The 17,580-nt window shown below is 73.1% G+C and carries 15 protein-coding genes and 1 riboswitch; all 15 genes read right to left on the bottom strand.

The window, feature by feature from the left end; all coding sequences use genetic code 11:
• On the bottom strand, positions 1-1,074 hold a 1,074-nt coding region (gene ribD, locus E1295_RS22940; RefSeq protein WP_132632464.1), incomplete at its 3' end, for a bifunctional diaminohydroxyphosphoribosylaminopyrimidine deaminase/5-amino-6-(5-phosphoribosylamino)uracil reductase RibD.
• A 106-nt stretch (positions 1,075-1,180) separates the two neighbouring features.
• Positions 1,181-1,311, bottom strand: a riboswitch (FMN riboswitch).
• A gap of 88 nt (positions 1,312-1,399) precedes the next feature.
• Complete coding sequence (locus tag E1295_RS22935; protein WP_132632462.1) at positions 1,400-2,209, bottom strand: oxygenase MpaB family protein; 810 nt, start codon at positions 2,207-2,209, stop codon at positions 1,400-1,402.
• Positions 2,210-2,244: 35 nt separating this feature from the next.
• Positions 2,245-2,907: a ribulose-phosphate 3-epimerase gene (rpe, locus tag E1295_RS22930; protein WP_132632460.1), complete on the bottom strand. Its 663-nt coding sequence runs from the start codon at positions 2,905-2,907 to the stop codon at positions 2,245-2,247.
• Between the two features lie 11 nt (positions 2,908-2,918).
• Positions 2,919-3,929, bottom strand: a complete 1,011-nt coding sequence (locus tag E1295_RS22925; RefSeq protein WP_132632458.1) for a phosphatase PAP2 family protein — start codon at positions 3,927-3,929, stop codon at positions 2,919-2,921.
• A gap of 76 nt (positions 3,930-4,005) precedes the next feature.
• Positions 4,006-5,436, bottom strand: a complete 1,431-nt coding sequence (locus E1295_RS22920; protein ID WP_132632456.1) for an RsmB/NOP family class I SAM-dependent RNA methyltransferase — start codon at positions 5,434-5,436, stop codon at positions 4,006-4,008.
• A gap of 22 nt (positions 5,437-5,458) precedes the next feature.
• On the bottom strand, positions 5,459-6,385 hold the full coding sequence (fmt, locus tag E1295_RS22915; RefSeq protein ID WP_132632454.1) for a methionyl-tRNA formyltransferase: 927 nt from the start codon (positions 6,383-6,385) through the stop codon (positions 5,459-5,461).
• 4 nt (positions 6,386-6,389) lie between these two features.
• Positions 6,390-6,938, bottom strand: coding sequence for a peptide deformylase (def, locus tag E1295_RS22910; protein ID WP_132632452.1), 549 nt, complete (start codon positions 6,936-6,938; stop codon positions 6,390-6,392).
• A gap of 99 nt (positions 6,939-7,037) precedes the next feature.
• A complete protein-coding gene (locus E1295_RS22905) occupies positions 7,038-8,390 on the bottom strand; it encodes a hypothetical protein (RefSeq protein ID WP_132632450.1) in 1,353 nt (450 codons plus the stop codon).
• A gap of 37 nt (positions 8,391-8,427) precedes the next feature.
• The gene (locus tag E1295_RS22900) at positions 8,428-9,900 is read right to left on the bottom strand and encodes a hypothetical protein (RefSeq protein WP_132632448.1); all 1,473 of its coding nucleotides are present in this window, start codon (positions 9,898-9,900) and stop codon (positions 8,428-8,430) included.
• Positions 9,901-9,949: 49 nt separating this feature from the next.
• Complete coding sequence (locus E1295_RS51075) at positions 9,950-12,973, bottom strand: primosomal protein N' (RefSeq protein ID WP_246080241.1); 3,024 nt, start codon at positions 12,971-12,973, stop codon at positions 9,950-9,952.
• Between the two features lie 393 nt (positions 12,974-13,366).
• Entirely contained in the window at positions 13,367-14,554 is a 1,188-nt protein-coding gene (metK, locus tag E1295_RS22880) for a methionine adenosyltransferase (RefSeq protein ID WP_132632446.1), read from the bottom strand.
• 128 nt (positions 14,555-14,682) lie between these two features.
• Positions 14,683-15,045 carry a hypothetical protein gene (locus tag E1295_RS22875; protein ID WP_166427366.1) on the bottom strand — a complete coding sequence of 121 codons (363 nt, stop codon included), beginning with the start codon at positions 15,043-15,045 and terminating at the stop codon, positions 14,683-14,685.
• A 134-nt stretch (positions 15,046-15,179) separates the two neighbouring features.
• Positions 15,180-16,589 carry a bifunctional phosphopantothenoylcysteine decarboxylase/phosphopantothenate--cysteine ligase CoaBC gene (gene coaBC, locus E1295_RS22870; RefSeq protein ID WP_132632444.1) on the bottom strand — a complete coding sequence of 470 codons (1,410 nt, stop codon included), beginning with the start codon at positions 16,587-16,589 and terminating at the stop codon, positions 15,180-15,182.
• 8 nt (positions 16,590-16,597) lie between these two features.
• Positions 16,598-16,867: a DNA-directed RNA polymerase subunit omega gene (gene rpoZ / locus E1295_RS22865; protein ID WP_132330927.1), complete on the bottom strand. Its 270-nt coding sequence runs from the start codon at positions 16,865-16,867 to the stop codon at positions 16,598-16,600.
• A gap of 5 nt (positions 16,868-16,872) precedes the next feature.
• Positions 16,873-17,466: a guanylate kinase gene (gmk, locus tag E1295_RS22860; RefSeq protein ID WP_220448847.1), complete on the bottom strand. Its 594-nt coding sequence runs from the start codon at positions 17,464-17,466 to the stop codon at positions 16,873-16,875.
• Between the last annotated feature and the right edge of the window lie 114 nt (positions 17,467-17,580).

Below are 17,580 nucleotides of genomic sequence, written 5' to 3'. Positions count from 1 at the left end.
GTGGGCGGGCCGGGCGATCAGCCGAAGATCCGGCCCGATGAGGGAAAAGTCATCAAAGGTCAGGCGGTGGACGTCGCCGATCGTGCCCACCCCGGCCGCGCCGAGCGCGGCCCTGCCCGAGCCGAGCAGCGCGGGCGCCACGTAGGCGAGCACCCGGTCGGCCAGGCCCTGCCTGACGAACGAGCCGGCCAGCGTGGGGCCGCCCTCCAGGAACACGCCGACAACCTCGCGCGCGGCCAGCTCACGCAGCAGGGCGCCCAGGTCGAGGCCGCCTTCGTGGCGGGGCAGGCGCAGCAGGTCGGCCTCGGGCGACGTGCGGGCGTCGTCGGCCACCGCGACGAGCGTGGGCGCCTTGTCGTCGAGCGCCCTGGCGTGCGCGGGGGTGCGGCCCTCGGTGTCGACGATGACCCGCAACGGCGTCCCGCCGCCCCCGTCGCGCACCCGGGCGGTGAGGCTGGGGTCGTCGGCCAGGACGGTGCCGATCCCGGCCACGATGGCGTCGGCCGCGGCGCGCATCCGGTGCACGTCGGCCCGCGCCTCGGGTGAGGTGATCCACTGGCTGGTGCCGTCCTCGGCGGCCGACCTGCCGTCGAGCGTCGCGGCGAACTTCCAGGTCACGTGGGAACGCCCGAGGCGCGCGTACGTGAGCCATTCCTCGTTGCCGCGCTCGGCCGCGCCGGCGAGCACGCCGGACGTCACGGACACCCCGTGCGCCCGCAGCCGCGCGGCGCCGCCCGCGGCCTTCGGGTTGGGGTCGGTCACCGCGATCACCACCCGCGCGACCCCCGCGTCGAGCAGGGCCCGGCTGCACGGGCCCGTCCTGCCGGTGTGGTCGCACGGTTCGAGGGTCACGTAGGCGGTGCCGCCGCGGGCGCGCTCGCCCGCCTGCGCCAGCGCGACGACCTCGGCGTGCGGGCCGCCCGCGTAGGCGTGGAAGCCCTCGCCCGCCACGTGGCCGGCCGCGTCGAGCACGACGCAGCCCACGACGGGATTGGGACTGGTGCCGCCGCGCCCGCGCCCGGCCAGCTCGACGGCGCGCGCCATGTGCGCGGCGTCCTGCTCGGGAGTCTCCACCCGGGTCTCCTACTCGCCAGTAGCTTCTCGCCACGGCGGGCCCCGGGGGACGTGCGATGGTGCACCCGTGCACCACAGCAGGCGCCCGGCTGGGACACCGGACACCTCGCGCGCTTCCTCCCATCCGGACTTTAACCGTCGGTCCCGGAATTTCACCGGGTCAACCGGCCGATGGCATCGGCCGGGTCGCGGACTGTCACCGCCGGTTCGGACTTTCACCGACCCCGGAGCACGCTAGCTCTTCTCGCCTACCAGTTTGCCATGCCCCGATCAGGGCGCGCGACCACCCCGGGCACAATGACCAACCGACCGCTTGGTCTGCTCGTTACGCTGCCATGATGCGCTGCGCGCGCTTGGCCGCCGGGCTGTGCAGGACGTGCCCGGGAACCAGCCCGATCCCCGTGTGCAGGGTCCGCAGCGTGGCCGTCGCCCACAGGTCGCCGACCGGTGTGGCGGGCAGGCCGTACAGCCGCCGCGCCCAGCGCGGCAGCGTGGCGAACGCGAGCAGCGTCAGCGCCGGCATCGCCGGCTTGAGCGGCGTGAGCAGGACGGGCAGAGGGGCGTTGAGCGACAGGCGCAGCGGATGGGCCGCCTCCGGGACGAAGCGCAGGCCGGGCCGCTCGGCGTCGATGTAGGAGCGCAACTCGGCCACCGACCCGGGAACCTCCTCGGCCCGCAGGCCCACCACCTCGGCCGCCCGCCGCCACTCCGCGACGAACGCGTCGGCCTCGTCGTCCGTCAGCCGCACCCCCGCCCTTCGGGCGACCGACAGGTAGGAGTCGACCTCGCCGACGTGCACCCAGCGCAGCGCGTCGGGCTCGTCGAGGCGGAACGTGGTGCCCGTGTCGGGGTCGTGGGCGGTCAGCTTGGCATGGATCTTGCGTACGCGGCGGCCGGCCCGCTCGACCTCGGCGCGGGTGCCGTACGTGCGCACGCGTACGAACTCGGTCGTGCGGACGAACCGCGACCAGGCTTCGTTCGGATCCATGAGCGCGGAGTTCTGCAGCACCCCGCGCATCGCCCTCGGATGCAGCCCCTGCATCAGCAGGGCGCGAATGCCGCCCACCAGCAGAATCGGCTCGCCCATCACCCGCCACGTCACCGAGCGGGGCCCGAAGATGCCATGGTCGCCCATAAGTGAAGAGTTACCCAGATAACGGGCCCTTCATGTCATGCGCCGGCCCGCTCGGCCGCGGCCCGAAGCTCGTCGATGGCGGCCGCCGGGTCGGACGCGCCGTAGACGGCGCTGCCCGCCACGAACACGTCGGCGCCCGCCTCGGCGCAGCGCTCGATGGTCTCGCCGTCGACGCCGCCGTCCACCTGCAGCCACACGTGCCCGCCGTGCTTGTCGACGAGCTCGCGCGCCCGCCGCAGCTTCGGCAGCACCACGTCGAGGAACTTCTGCCCGCCGAACCCGGGCTCGACGGTCATCAGCAGCAGCATGTCGACCTCGCCCAGCAGGTCCTCGAACGGCTCGACGGCCGTCCCCGGGTTGAGCGCGAGGCCCGCCCGCGCCCCGAGCGCCCGGATCTCGCGCAGCGTGCGGACGGGAGCACGGGCGGCCTCCGCGTGGACGGTGACGCTGCCGGCGCCCGCCTCCGCGTACTGTGGCGCCCAGCGGTCGGGCTCGGCGATCATGAGGTGGCAGTCGAGCGGCTTGTCGGTCGCCTTGCGCAGCGACTCGACCACGGGCAGCCCCAGGGTGAGGTTGGGCACGAAGTGGTAGTCCATCACGTCGACGTGCAGCCAGTCGGCGTTGGGCACGGCGGCGGCCTCGTCGGCGAGCCTGGCGAAGTCGGCGGCGAGGATGCTGGGCGAGATCTGTACGGCCATGATGAGCCAGTCTATTGAACGGGCTGAACCTGTCCGGCAGGCGACATCAGCCCGAGCCTGATGAACATCACCGGCGCCCCCAGCTGTACCCAGAGCGCCAGCAGCGCGTACCCGGCATACAGCACCACCCCGGTCTGCGGCAGCAGCTCGCGCATCACGTAGAAGACGGCCCCGGCCACGATCATGCCGAGCAGCCAGCGAACGGCGCGCACGCCGGGCGGCCCGCCCACGTCGAACCAGCCGAGCCGGTGCATGACCGAGGCGCCCGCCAGCGTGCCGGCCAGCAGCCCGGCGACGATGATCACCCGGTCGAGGTTCTCGGGATCGATGGCGCCCGCCGGGCTCCACGCCGGAGGCGGCGACCACCCGGCGTAGGAGGCGTTGACGAGCGCGGCGGCGCCGATCAGCACGAACGACAACGCCGCGGAGGCGGCCAGCTGCGCCCACAGCGCCTGCCCCCGCCACCACACCGTCACCGGACGCTCCAGCTTCACGACGAGCACCAGCACGACCAGCCCGAACACCACCCCTGCCACGACGTCGGAGATGAAGTGCACGCCGAGGTAGACCCGGCTCACGCACACCAGCCCGACGAGCCCGCCCGCCGCCCACCACGCCCACGGCCTGCCCGCCAGCGAGGCGAGCCGGCCGAGGCCCGCCGTGCCGCTCTGCGCGTGCCCCGACGGCAGCCCGAACGCGCCCTCCAGCGACAGCGGGCGGATGCGCGCGTCGATCCAGTACGGTCGCGGCTGGTGCCAGGCCAGCTTGGCGAGCGCGTTCGTGGCCGCCGCCACCATCACGGTGAGGCCGAGGCGCAGCGCGAGCACGGGGTTGACGCACCAGTAGAGCAGAGGCAGGCACAGCAGATAGAAGGTGTCGGTGCCGAGCGCCGACACCAGTTTCATCACCGGCAGCACCCACTCGGGCCACTGCTGGAGCCCGATGATCGGCCCGAGCTCCGCCGAGTGCAACTCGTCCAGGAGATCCACCCTGCCCTTCGTGTCCCGTGCGGGCGCCGTCATGCGTGGCCCGATGCCCCCGGCCGCCGGACCGGCGCCGTATCGGCCCGCTGACCTGGGCGGACGGCGCGCGAACGGATCAGTGACGCTTGCGCAGCAGAGCCAGGAACATGGCGTCGGTGCCGTGCCGGTGCGGCCAGAACTGGGCGTACGGCCCCTCCCCCAGCCCGTCGACGCCCGGCAGGAAGGCCCGCGCGTCGAGCTGCTCGGCGTCCTTCCTGCGCGTGACGACGTCGCCGACCACGACCCGGGTCTCGGCCAGGTGGGGAGAGCAGGTCACGTACGCCACGACGCCCCCCGGCCGCACGGCGTCGAGCGCCGTGCCGAGCAGCCGGCGCTGCAGCTTGCCCAGGTCGCCGATGCCGGCCGGGTCGCGCCGCCAGCGTGCCTCCGGACGCCGCCGCAGCGCGCCGAGCCCGGTGCAGGGCGCGTCGAGCATGACCCGGTCGAACACGCCCTCCCGCCAGGCGGGCTCGGTGCCGTCGGCCGTGACCACCCAGGCGTCCCTGGTGGTCTGGTGAACGAGCCGCGCCCGATGGTGCTGCAGGTCGGCCGCCAGCAGCCGGGCCCCTCCCGGGAAGGCTTCCGGCTCTGCGGCATCGAGCCCCGCCTGGTCGCCGTGCACCGCGACGGCGTCGAGCAGCCCGGCCTTGCCGCCGGGGCCCGCGCACAGGTCGAGCCACCGCTCCTCGCCATCGCCCTCGACGGGAACCCGGGTCAGGGCGAGCGCCACCAGCTGGCTGGCTTCGTCCTGCACGGCGGCGCGGGTCTCGGCGACCGCCTCGATCTGGCCGGGGTCGCCCTCACGCAGATAGGCGGCGTACGGGGAGTAGCGGCCCGGCGCGGCACCCGCCTTCTCCAGCTCGGCCACCGAGCTGCGCCCCGGCCGGGCGACCAGCGTCACCAGGGGCCGGGCGTTGTCGGCCTCGAGCAGCGCGGGCATCTCGTCAGGGCCGCCCAGCGCGTCACGGAACGCCGAGACGATCCACCGGGGATGACCGTGGGCGACGGCGAGGTGGCCCACCGGGTCGTCCGCCGGGTCGGGGGCGACGATGGGCAGCCACTCCTCGATCGTCCTGGAGCCGATCTTGCGGAGCACCGCGTTGACGAACTTGGCCGCGCCCGCGCCGATGCGCAGGCGTACGAGGTCGACGGTGGTGCCGACGGCGGCGTGCGGCGGCACGCGCATGCGCAGCAGCTGGTGCGCCCCGAGCCTGAGGGCGTCGAGCACATCGGGGTCGGGCGCGCGGTCGCTGCACCTCTCGATGATCGCGTCGTAGGTGCCGAGGCCGCGCAGCGTGCCGTAGGCCAGCTCCGTCGCCAGCGCCGCGTCCCGCCCCCTGATCCCGCGATCGCGCAGCAGGCGCGGCAGCAGCAGGTTGGCGTACGCGTCGCGCTCGTCGACCGCGCGCACGACGTCGAAGGCGGCGTTACGGGCGTGGTCGCGCACCGGTCTGCGAGGCCCGCGACGACGGCTGCCGCCGGCCCTCCGGTTGCCTGGGTCGCTCATGCCCGGCGCCCGTCGTGCCGGATCACGTGAAGCTCTCTTCGCCCTCGGGGCGGACGCCCCGGGCCCACTCGACGGCGCCCATCAGCCGCTTGCCCTGAGGCTGCACCTCGCCGAGCTCCACCGCGTCGGTCGCGGTGCCCACCCGCACCGCGGTCTTCGCCGCGACGATCTCGCCCGGCGCCAGCCGTTCACCGGGGAGCACCCGCACCGGGCCGAGCTTCACCCGCTGCCCCCTGAACTCGCTCCACGCCCCGGGACTCGGGGTGCAGGCCCTGATCAGCCGGTCGACGTGCAGGGCGGGCCTGTCCCAGGCGATCCGGGCGTCGGAAACGGTGATCTTGGGCGCGAGGCTCACGCCCTCCGCCGGTTGCGGCCGGGCCTCCAGGGTGCCGTCCTCGACGCCGTCGAGCGTGGCGGCGAGCAGGCCCGCCCCCGCGATCGACAGGCGCTCCAGCAGGCTGCCGCTGGTGTCGGAGGCCCGGATCTCCTCGGTGAGCACGCCGTAGACGGGCCCCGCGTCGAGCTCCTTGACGATCTGGAACGTGCTCGCGCCGGTGATCTCGTCGCCGTGCAGGATGGCGTGCTGCACGGGAGCGGCTCCGCGCCAGGCCGGCAGGATCGAGAAGTGCAGGTTGATCCAGCCGTGCCGCGGCACGTCGAGGGCCTCCTGCGGCAGCAGCGCGCCGTAGGCGACGACCGGGCAGCAGTCGGGCTCGATCGCGCGCAGCCGGTCGAGAAAGGCGGGATCGCCGGCCTTCTGCGGGCGCAGCACCTCGATGCCCGCCTCCTCGGCCATCTCGGCCACCGGAGAAGGGTGCACCTTGCGGCCCCGGCCCGACTGGGCGTCGGGGCGGGTGACGACCGCCACCACGTCGTGCCGGGGAGAGTCGATGAGGGTGCGCAGCGACGGCAGCGCCGTCGCAGGTGTGCCCGCGAAGACCACGCGCATGTCGTCAGAGCGCCTTTCCGCCGGTCGGGTGCGGAGAGGCCTTGATCACCGGGGCGGACAGCCCGCTCCACTCGGCCTCGCGCACGGCCTTCATGGCGAGCTTGCGCTGCTTGGGGTCCATGCGATCGATGAACAGGATGCCGTCGAGGTGGTCGGTCTCGTGCTGGAAACACCGGGCCATCAGGTCGGTGCCCTCAAGGACGACGGGCTCGCCGTGCATGTCGAAGCCCTTGGCCACGGCGCGGACGGCGCGCGGCGTCGGGAACGACAGGCCGGGGAAGGACAGGCAGCCCTCCTCGCCCTCCTCGTCGATGTCCGAGGACAGGTCGAGGTCGGGGTTGATCAGGTGGCCGAGCTGATCGTCGACGTAGTAGGTGAACACCCGCAGCCCGACACCGATCTGCGGCGCCGCCAGGCCCGCGCCCGGAGCGTCCATCATCGTGTCGGTGAGGTCCTTGACCAGCTTGCGGAGCTCCTTGTCGAAGTCGACGACCGGGGCCGCCGGGGTGCGCAGCACCGGATCTCCGAACAGCCGGATCGACTGGATCGCCAAGGGGGTCACTCCGTTTCTCGAACGTGGATCAGCCCAGTTTAGTGGAGCCTGTCACCTGCGAGCGGCCTCCCTCGCCGCCCGCGCCCGGCGGCGGCCCGCTCAGCTGCGGCGGGCCGTCGTGCGCAAGCCCTCGTGCGCCAGCGAACGCGCCTTCATCGCGGCCTTGCGCGCCGCCTTGACCACGGCCTGGTCGTCGTGGGCCGTCGCGAGCATGTCGAGCACCGCGATCGTGTCGGGATGCTCGACCGCGGGCATCTCGCCGACCAGTTTGACGAGGTCCTCGCCGGGCTCCGGGGTGTCGAGCCGCCCGGCCGCGTGGCCCGACAGGTGCATGAGCGCCGCCAGCGAGTCGACCGCGATCCAGGTGTGGTCCTCCGGGCTGAGCGCGGGCGCCTCGAGGTCGCGGATGTGCAGCCACGAGGCGGCGTAGCGGCGCATCAGCGGATCGCCGAGCGCCTCCCTGACGGGTTGCTCCGCCTCCGGGCCGAGCTCCTCCAGGACCGCGCCGACCGCGCCGCGCTGCCCGGCCGTGCCGGAGGCGGCGATCTCGATCAGGGCGCGGGCGGCCGACTCGGGCGAGCGGCGCTCCAGCCACCCCGCGACCGCGCTCTGCGTGGCCGCTCCCTTGACCAGCTCGTCGACCAGCTCGGCCGCGGACAGGTCGGCGTACACCTCCACCTCGGCCGTGGTCGGCGCGTCATGGCCCTCGCGCAGCAGGTCGCGGCGGACGGCCCAGACGCCGAGCGGGGTGAGCGCGGTGCGGCCCGCGGCGGTCTGCTCGACGAGCCCGCAGTAGGTCAGCAGCGACAGCGCCTCCAGCAGCTCCGCGGGCAGCGCGGCGGCGATCCTGCGCATCTCGGCCGGCCCAGGCGCGCAGGCGACCTCGTGGGACTGCAGGATGCCGCGGGCGAGGTTGGCCGTGGCGACGCCCGAGCGCACGGAGTAGATCGTGGCCAGCATCTCGGCCAGGTGGCCGTCGACCACGGCCGAGCCCGTCAGGCCCTCGTCGGCGCGGTCGAGCACGTCCATGACCACGCCGTCCCAGAACTCCAGGGTGGCCTCGACGGTGAGCTGCATCGACAGCGAACCTCGTGAGGCCCGCCCGCCGGCGATCTGCAGCAGCCCGGTGTTGACGGCGACGATCCAGATGAGACGCAGCCGTGCGGCCGGCACCCCCAGTTCGTCGGCCGCGGCCCGCGCGGCGGCCTCGCCGAGGTGCCCCTCCGCGGACACCTCACGGGTGCCCGTCCAGGCCGTGAGCCTGATCGCGTCGGCGACGAGCGGAACCACGGGCACCGCCCTGGCCAGCTCGGCGTCGGGCGCCGGCCGGACCGGCGGGAACGTCAGCGCCTCATGCCCCACGGGAGTCTCCACAGGAGGCCGTGACGGCACGGCGGCCTGCTCATCGATCAGCTTGCGCAGCTCGGCGAGGTCGAAGACATTGTTGGCCACCCACGAAACTTACTGCACACGAGTCACATGAGCGTACTCAACGGATGGCCCGGGACCGGGCCTTGAACGCGGCCTTGCGGGCCGCCTTGGCGACCGTGCCGTCCGGTATGGAGCGTCCGAGCAGCTCGAGCACGTCGACCACGTCGGGATGGTCGACCCGCCACATCTCCTCGATCATGTGGGCGGGCGGGCCGGAGGCCGCCATGTTCTCGGCGAACACCTCGAGGTCCTCCTCGGCGGCCGGCATCGCCAGCGCCAGCATGTCGACGCTGACCCAGAGCAGCTCCTCCTGGGTGAGCTGCGGCGCGGGCAGCCCCCTGGCGGCCAGCCAGTGGATGGCGTGCGGGCGCAGCTCCTGGTCGTCGAGATAGTCGCGCACCTGCTGCTCCGCCTCGGAGCCGAGCCGGTCGACGATGGTGATCGCGATGCCGCGGGCCACGGCCGGCGCGCCGGAGGCGGCGCCCAGCAGCTCGGCCGCGGCCTCCCCTGCGTCCCTGCCGGTCAGCCAGCGGCTGATGTCGTCCTCGGCCAGCTCGGCGGGCACGCCTTCGAGCAGCCCTTCGATGAGCCCGCGGGCGTCGGCCTCGGCCAGGTCGGACGCCTGCGGGGCGTCGAGCCCCAGCGACACGTAATGCTCGCGCAGCCCCCACACCGCCAGCGGCGTCAGCTCCGCGGTGTCGCCGCTCACCTCGATCATGCCGTGCCAGGCCAGCCGGTCGAGCACGGCGCCGAGGTCGGCCCCGCCGTCACCGGCGACCTCGTCGAGATAGTCGCCGATCACCGTGACGGGCACCCGCACCTGCAGCCGGTAGAGCATGTCGAACAGGTCGTAGAGGCCCTCGTCGAGCTCGGCGGAGCCGGTGACCGCGCCGCGCGTTCCCGGCTCCAGCATGCGGGCCACCGCCCGCGCCCAGCCCTCCAGCGGGTCGCCGCCGTCCTCCGGCAGCGGCTGCTCGGCCAGCATCGGCACCGAGGCGAGCGCGGCGCGCAGGTCGTCGGCAGGGGCCAGCCGGGCGGCCGGCAGCGGCGTGCAGCCCGGGCAGTCGCAGGGCGCCTCCCCGAGATCGGGCACCTCACCGGACGGGATGGCGATCGACTGCTCGAGCGACTCGGGCCCGATCGAGCTGAACAGGCTTTTGGCCATGCCGAAGTTGGCCGGGTCGGCGAGCTCCTCCGGCATGCGCGTCTCGATGTCCTCCAGCCGGCCGCGCATGAGCTCCGCCGTCTCCTCGCTCACCGCCCCGCGCTCGCTGAGGAAGGCCACCAGAGTGCGGGCCGCGGACACGGTCTCCTCCGCGCTCTCCGGCGGCGCGATGACCTTGCGCGGATAGATGGACAGCAGCAGCTCATCGAACGTCTCAGGGGTGAAGTCACCCGGCTCGTTGACGTTGAGGTAGTCGCTGGCGTAGTCGCAGAGCAGGCGGACCTCGTCCGCGTCCACTTCGACGTCCCGCGAGCGCCCCCAAGCACGCAGGTCGTCGATGGCCTGGTTCACCCATTCGATCGACACAGAGGCACGCTAACGGCTGGCCATGAGATGAGCGAATCGGGGAAACGGTCTAAATCAGGTCGAGCGGGTCGACACTCACCCTCACCACCTCCGGGGTCTTGCGTGCCGCGCGCACGCCGCTGGCGCCCTTGAGCGCGGCCGCCAGCGCGGCACCGCCCTGGCGGCGTACGCGGATCATGGCGCGCTCCTGCCCTTGTTCGTCCACCGGCACGGGGCCGAGCACCTGAGCGTCGGGCGGCAGGCGTACCTCGTCGAGCATCTGCCTGACCGCGCTCGCCGCGCCTGTGAGCGTCGCCATCCGCACCGCGGGCGGGAATCCGAGCTCGGCGCGCTCGCCCAGCTCGCGCTCGGCGTGCGTGACGGGATCCCACCTGACCAGCGCCTGTACGGCGGGCAGCGCCGCGTCCCCGAGCACCACCAGCTCGGCGCCGGGGCGGAGCAGGGCGGCGGCGTTCATCCAGCGGCGCACCGCCTCCTCGGCCGCCCTCAGGTCGGCCCTGCCCAGCAGCGCCCACCCGTCCAGCAGCACGGCCGCCGCGTACCCCCCTTCCGCGACGGGTTCGGCGCCGGGGGTGGCGACGACCAGCGCGCGGGTGGACGGCACGGTGGCCAGCACGCCGTCACGACCCGACGTGCGCACCGGCACGGAGGGAAAGGCCCTGCCGAGCTCCTCCGCCGTACGCCGGGCGCCGGTGACGACGGCGCGCAGCCGGGGACTTCCGCAGGACGGGCACCGCCAGCGAGCGTCGACCCGGCCGCACCAGCGGCAGTAGGGGGCGGCGTGGCCGCCTCTGAGCGCCAGTGGACCATGGCACAACTGCCCGCCCTCGCCCACCGGGCCGGAATCCGTCGCCTCACTCCCACCGGCCCCTGCACCACGACCGACGCCCATCCCACCGGCCCCCGATTCACGACCGGCACCTATCCCATCGGCCCCGGCGCCTTCGCCACGACCGGTGCCCGTCCCATCGGCCGGACCGGTCGCCGGGCCGTCGGCTCGGCCGGGCGCGCGCTGCGGGCGGTCGGAATGCGCCGGCCGGGCATCCGCGCTCTGCGGGCCGGCCTGGAAGCGGCCACCGGCAGCGGCCCCGTTCCCGGGCCCGGACGGGTCTCCCACCGCGCCTTCGGGACCGGGCCGACCGGCCGGCGACGACCCGCTGCCCGGATCCGCTCCACCGGGCGGCCCGGCCGCGGGCGGCTCGGTGAGCGGGTCGGGGCCGCCGAGCTGCATCGCCCCCACCATGGCCGGCGAACCGGACGGCCTCGCGCTCGGCGACGAAAGGGCGGGGGCGGCCGTCCTGGTGGGAGGCAGGACGCACCGGGCGGGCGTACGGCAGTGCCGGCAGGCCAGGGCGGGCAGATAGCCGCGTCTGGGCACCTGCACCAGCACCGGCCCCTTCTCCAGCCCCTGCCGCAACGCCCGCCAGGCGATGCTCGGCAGCCTGGCCTGCCGCGCCGCCTGGTCCTTGGCGAGTTCGGCGTCCTCACCCGCGGGACGCACGCGGGGGGCCAGGCTTCTGATCGTCGTACGGGCGGCCACGATCGGCCGGGCCCAGCGGGAGGCGATGAGCTGCGTGGCCTCGGCGGTGCGCGCGTATCCGCCGATCAGCATCGCCGCGCCGGTCCTGTGCGCCCTGAGCCCGAGCACCTCCCGTGCGTGCGGGTACGGGGCCAGGCGCTCGGCGTGCAGATCGTCGCCGTCGTCCCAGATGGCCACCAGGCCGAGATCCGCCACGGGGGCGAAGATGGCGGCCCTGGTGCCGACAACGGCCCGTACCTGGCCTCTCAGCACCTTCAGCCACCGCCTGTACCGCTCCGCCGGACCCAGATCGGCCATGAGCGCCACGTGCCTGCCGGGGCCCAGCACCCGCCCGAACTCGGCGTCCACCAGCGCCACGTCCTTGCCGTCGGGAACCACGAGGACCGCGCCCCTGCCGCCTTCCAGCGTCGCGTGCACGGCCTCGGCCATCGCCCTCGCCCACCCGCGGGCACCGGGAAGGGCCGACCACACGGCACGGGGTGCCCGCCCGCAGCGCAACGCGTCCAGGAAGGAGGGCCCGGTGGGATAGTCGTCCCACGCGCTCTCCCCCTGCACCGCCTCCCCTTTTTCGGCCGGTACCGCCTGCTCAGCGTGGCCGGTTTCCCCTGCGGCCCTTGCGGCGCCCGGGGAGTCCGCAGCGCGTTCACTGCTCCCGCGCGACGCCTCCTGACGCGTACGTGCGTCGCTCGACTCCTGACCAGCACGTACGTCCTTCGCCGACTGACCGGTGCGTACGTCGCTCGCCGACCCCCCCGGCCGCCGGTTCTCCTCCACGCGGGACGCTTCCCCCGGCGTGGGTTCCTCCCCGGCCCCGTCCGACTCCCTGGCGCCGTCCGACTTCCGAGCCCCGTCCGACTTCCGAGCCCCGTCCGACTTCCGAGCCCCGCCCGATCTGCCGGAGCCGTCCGGCTCGGCGGAGCGCGGACGTCCCGAGGCGGGAGCGTCGCCGGGCTGAGGCGGCTCTCCTTCGACGGGGCGGGACGGCTTCCCCGCCGCGGCCGCATCGTCAAGTCCGGCTCGTGCGTCGGTGGTGGCACGCGCGGCCGGTACGGGTGCGGCGGCGGCCTGGCCGGACAGGGCCGGCACCTTCGGGGTCTCCGACTCGACCTTGGCGTGGCGCGGCGGGACGGCGAGACGGAGCACGTCGGTGAGGGTGCCCGCGTACCGGTCGGCGACGGCACGGGCCAGCCCGGCGATCTCCGGTGTGAGCACGCGCTCGGGAGAGACCACGCGTTCGACAGGCGTGAGCCGTCCCTCGTGCTCGCTCTTCTCGACGCGCTCCAGCAGGAACCCGTCCACGAGCTTCCCCGCGAACCGCACCCTGACCCGCACGCCCGGCTCGGCCGTCTCGTGCATGGAGGCCGGGACCAGGTAGTCGAAGGAACGGTCGAGGTGCGGCAGCGGGCTGTCCACCACGATCCTCGCCACCGGCCGCTCGGGAGCGGGCACGGGCGCACCTTTCGCGCCCTTGGACGACGACGCTGGGGGCCGCACGGCGTCGAGCGGCAGGAGGGCGTCGTCGGAGTGGGTCACGCCCTACGTCTACCAGACCTCACCGCCCGCGGCGTCCGCCGCCGGCACACAGCCTGGACACCGCCCGCACAGCCTGGACGCCGTACGCCGACGGCCCGGACGCCGCGCCCCTTGGCAGGTGACGCCCAGCCGGCGGGCACGTGAGGGAACGTCGCGCGGGAGACACACTTCACGTTCGCCGGCGGCGCGTACGAGTCGCTGCGCAGCGGCAGGGCGGCCCACAGAACCAGGCGAAGGCATCCCGGCAGCGCGCTCTGCCGCGGAAAGACGCGTCCACCGATCACCCCCTGGGCTCGGCGGAGCCAGGGGGTGATCGGTCACGTCATGCCGGCCGGCAGCGTCCCGCTCCCCGGGGCGGACCGGCCGGGAGAGCGGGTCGCAGAAGGCGGGAGCTCACATGCCGGCGGCGGTGCGCAGGGCCTCGGCGCGGTCGGTGGACTCCCAGGAGAAGCCCTCACGGCCGAAGTGCCCGTAGGCGGCGGTCTCCGAGTAGATGGGCCGCAGCAGGTCGAGGTCGCGGATGATGGCGGCCGGGCGCAGGTCGAACACCTGCAGGACGGCCTCCTGGATCTTCTCCACGGCGACCTTCTCCGTGCCGAAGCACTCCACGAACAGCCCGACCGGCTTGGCCTTGCCGATCGCGTACGCCACCTGGACCTCGCACCGGTCGGCGAGCCCCGCGGCGACGACGTTCTTGGCGACCCAGCGCATCGCGTAGGCGGCCGAGCGGTCGACCTTGGACGGGTCCTTGCCGGAGAAGGCGCCGCCGCCGTGGCGGGCCATGCCGCCGTAGGTGTCGATGATGATCTTGCGGCCGGTGAGCCCGGCGTCGCCCATCGGGCCGCCGATCTCGAAGCGGCCGGTGGGGTTGACCAGCAGGCGGTAGCCGTCGGTGTCGAGGTCGAGCTCCGCGAGCACGGGGTCGACCACGTGCTCCTTGATGTCGGGCGTCAGCATCTCCTTGAGGTCGATCTCGGCGGCGTGCTGCGTCGAGACGACCACCGTGTCGAGCCGGATCGGCGTGTCGCCGTCGTATTCGATGGTGACCTGGGTCTTGCCGTCGGGCCTGAGGTAGGGGACCGTGCCGTTCTTGCGCACCTGGGACAGGCGCAGGGCGAGCCGGTGGGCCAGGGTGATCGGCAGGGGCATCAGCTCGGGGGTCTCACGGCAGGCGTAGCCGAACATGAGGCCCTGGTCACCGGCGCCCTGACGGTCGAGCTCGTCGCCGTCGTCGCCCTCACGGTGCTCGTAGGCGGCGTCGACGCCCTGGGCGATGTCGGGCGACTGCGCGCCGATGGACACCGAGACACCGCACGAGGCGCCGTCGAAGCCCTTGTGGGAGGCGTCGTAGCCGATCTCAAGGATCTTCTCCCGGATGACGCCAGGGATGTCGACGTAGGTCTCGGTGGTGACCTCGCCTGCGACATGGACCTGGCCGGTAGTGATCATCGTCTCGACGGCGACCCGGCTCTTCGGGTCGTCTTTGAGCATGGTGTCGAGAATCGCGTCACTGATCTGGTCGGCGATCTTGTCCGGGTGGCCCTCGGTGACCGACTCGGAGGTGAACAGGCGACGTGACAACTCAGTGGCTCCTCATGCAGCGGCTGCTGACGGATGTGCGACTCAGGGCCGACGGACGGACCTGGGCTTCGCCGAAGTCTAGCCCCACCCGGCGCCCGGCCGCGAAGCCGCACACCGCATGTCGGGCATCACAGGTCGGGCAGCGGATCGGGTGGCAAGGTCTCCGGCGCGAAGATTTCCGCGTCGGCGGCCTTGACCACGGCGGTGTACTCCTCATCGAATTCGAAGGCCATAGAGCCCAGCTCGATGATCGGTCCAGGCTGGATGGGGCCCAGCCTGGTGTGCCTCGGAAACGAGGCGAACACGGCGACGGGACGATCGCTTCTGAGTGTCCTGGTGGCGAGCACCGAGATAGCGGCATCGGTCACAACGATGAGGAAATGTCCACTCTCCATCGTTCCCACCGAATGTGCGGGAAAGACGTAATGGAGCTCCCCTTGGTCGGCGAGCAATGTCCTACAACGATCCCTGACAGCAGAACCCACCGGCATCCCATCCCCCCTTGCCCCAAGTATCCGCAGGCGTACGGGGATGTCGCAACATGCCATTTGAAAATGGATCTGACACGATTTGTACGTTCTTCGCCGCTCGTGTCCCCTATGCAACCGTTAGTACGGTCCCTCGCTCACGCGAGACGGGCCGCCACGAGATCCCACACGGCGTCGGCGAGGTCCTCCTTGGGACCGAGCGGCACCTCGACCGGCTCGCCCCCCGCCACGAGCACGGTGGCCGCGTTGTCGGCGGTGCCGAAGGCCTTGCCCTCGCCCACCTGGTTGACGACCAGCAGGTCGCACCCCTTGCGCACGAGCTTGGCCTGGCCGTTGGCGAGCACGTCGTGCGTCTCGGCCGCGAAGCCGACGATCACCTCGGGGCGCGGGCCCCGGATGCCCGCCGGAGGAGGCTCTCCGGCCGAAGCGCCGGCGCCCGCAGAACCCTGAGCACCGCCAGGACCTGAGCGCCCGGCCGGGCGCGGGGCACTCACCGGACCGGCCGCCCCTCCAGCCTCGTCAGCCGTCCCTCTCTCCGGGTGGGCCGCCGCTCCCGCCGGCACAGGGGTGCCCGCCGGCTCACCGGCAACGGCCGGATCGGCAAGGCGGGCTTGGACACGGCGCTGCCCGAGCTCCGCGAGGATGTCGGGATTTTTCGTCAACTGGATGGACTCGGGCTCGCCATCGGACTTCTTGATCTTCTCGTCGTGCCGCGTCACGGGCCGGAAGTCGGCCACGGCCGCCGCCATCACCACGACGTCGGCGTCGTCCGAGGCGGCCAGCACCGCATCACGCAACTCGGCCGTGGACTCCACCCGCACGACCGAGGCCCCGGCGGGATCGGGCAGCGTGACGTTGGCCGCGACGAGGGTCACCTCCGCCCCGCGGGCGACGGCTGTCCGGGCCAGGGCGTAGCCCTGCAGCCCCGACGAACGGTTGCCGATGAAACGGACCGGGTCGATCGCCTCGCGCGTGCCCCCCGCGGACACCACGATCTTGCGCCCGGACAGGTCGCGCGGCCGGCCGCGCAGCACGCGCCGGCAGACCTCGAAGATCTCGGCCGGGTCGGGCAGCCTGCCGGGACCGGTGTCGGCTCCGGTGAGGCGCCCCACGGCGGGGTCGATCACGATGGAGCCGCGCTCGCGCAGCGTCGCGACGTTGGCGCGGGTGGCGGGATGCTGCCACATCTCGGTGTGCATCGCGGGCGCGAACACGACCGGGCATCTCGCGGTCAGCAACGTGTTGTTGAGCAGGTCGCCCGCCAGCCCGTGCGCCGCCTTGGCGAGCACGTCGGCGGTCGCGGGCGCCACCACGACGAGGTCGGCCTGCTGGCCGATCCGCACGTGAGGCACCTCGTGAACGTCGTCCCACACCTCGGCGCTCACGGGGTTGCCCGACAGGGCGGCCCAGGTGGGCGCGCCCACGAACTTCAGGGCCTCGCGGGTCGGGACGACCCGCACCTCGTGCCCCGACTCGGTGAACAGGCGCAGCAGCTCACAAGCCTTGTACGCGGCGATGCCGCCGCTGACGCCCAGGACGACCTTCATCGAAGGGGTCAGACCGCGCCTTCGATGGGCTCGGCGTTGAGCAGGCCCTCGGAGACCTCACGCAACGCGATGGACAGCGGCTTCTCCTGAGCATGCGTCTCGACCAGCGGCCCGACGTATTCCAGCAGGCCCTCGCCGAGCTGGGAGTAGTAGGCGTTGATCTGGCGAGCGCGCTTGGCGCCCATGATCACCAGGGAGTATTTGCTGTCGACGATGTCGAGCAGCGCGTCGATCGGCGGGTTGGTGATGCCCTCCGCGGCCGGGGAAATGCCTGCCACGATTGTCAGACCTCTCGGTTGGTGGTTGTCGTGACCCCCTGAGGGTCAGTCATCAAGGCTATCAGCCGGCGGCACACGTCTTGGACACTCGTGTTCACCAGGGTGAGGTCGAACTCGGATTCGGCGGCCATCTCGATCCGCCCGGCCGCCAGACGGCGGGCGATGACGTCCTCCGGTTCGGTGCCGCGCCCGCGCAGCCGCTTCTCCAGCTCCTCCCAGCTGGGCGGGGCCAGAAAGATCAGCAACGCCTCCGGCATGCTGCGCCGCACCTGCCTGGCGCCTTCGAGGTCGATCTCCAGCAGAGTGGGTACGCCCTCCGCCAGCTTCTTCAGCACCGGCTCGCGCGGCGTGCCGTAGCGGTTGCCCGCGAACTCCGCCCATTCGAGCAGCTCGCCGGCCGCCACGAGGCGGTCGAACTCGTCGCCGTCGACGAAGTAGTAGTGGACCCCGTGCACCTCGCCGGGCCGGGGCCTCCTGGTGGTCACCGAGACCGACAGCCACACTTCGGGGTGTGCCCGCCGGAACTCGGCGACGACCGTGGACTTGCCGACGCCCGACGGCCCGGAAAGGACCGTCAGCCGTCTCTCGCTCAGGGGCAGGAAGCCGTCCTCCGCTCCCGATCCGACAGTCTCATGGGCACTGACGTCGCCGGACCAGGACCTGTCGGTCACTTCCTACCCCCCGTTGAACCTGCGCTTTCGTGTGGAACAGAG

The organism is Nonomuraea mesophila (assembly GCF_004352805.1).
GTDB lineage: Bacteria > Actinomycetota > Actinomycetes > Streptosporangiales > Streptosporangiaceae > Nonomuraea > Nonomuraea longispora.
Note: the sequence above shows the minus strand (reverse complement) of the source record. Positions and strands in the feature narration are given on the sequence as shown.

Bases quoted from the DNA above. Each gene is read 5' to 3' on its own strand.
- rpe (WP_132632460.1), bottom strand. From the start codon at position 2,907: ATGGCCGTACAGATCTCGCCCAGCATCCTCGCCGCCGACTTCGCCAGG.
- coaBC (WP_132632444.1), bottom strand. From the start codon at position 16,589: ATGAAGGTCGTCCTGGGCGTCAGCGGCGGCATCGCCGCGTACAAGGCT.
- E1295_RS22935 (WP_132632462.1), bottom strand. From the start codon at position 2,209: ATGGGCGACCATGGCATCTTCGGGCCCCGCTCGGTGACGTGGCGGGTG.
- E1295_RS22875 (WP_166427366.1), bottom strand. From the start codon at position 15,045: ATGCCGGTGGGTTCTGCTGTCAGGGATCGTTGTAGGACATTGCTCGCC.
- E1295_RS22920 (WP_132632456.1), bottom strand. From the start codon at position 5,436: ATGAGCGACCCAGGCAACCGGAGGGCCGGCGGCAGCCGTCGTCGCGGG.
- fmt (WP_132632454.1), bottom strand. From the start codon at position 6,385: ATGCGCGTGGTCTTCGCGGGCACACCTGCGACGGCGCTGCCGTCGCTG.
- E1295_RS22925 (WP_132632458.1), bottom strand. From the start codon at position 3,929: ATGACGGCGCCCGCACGGGACACGAAGGGCAGGGTGGATCTCCTGGAC.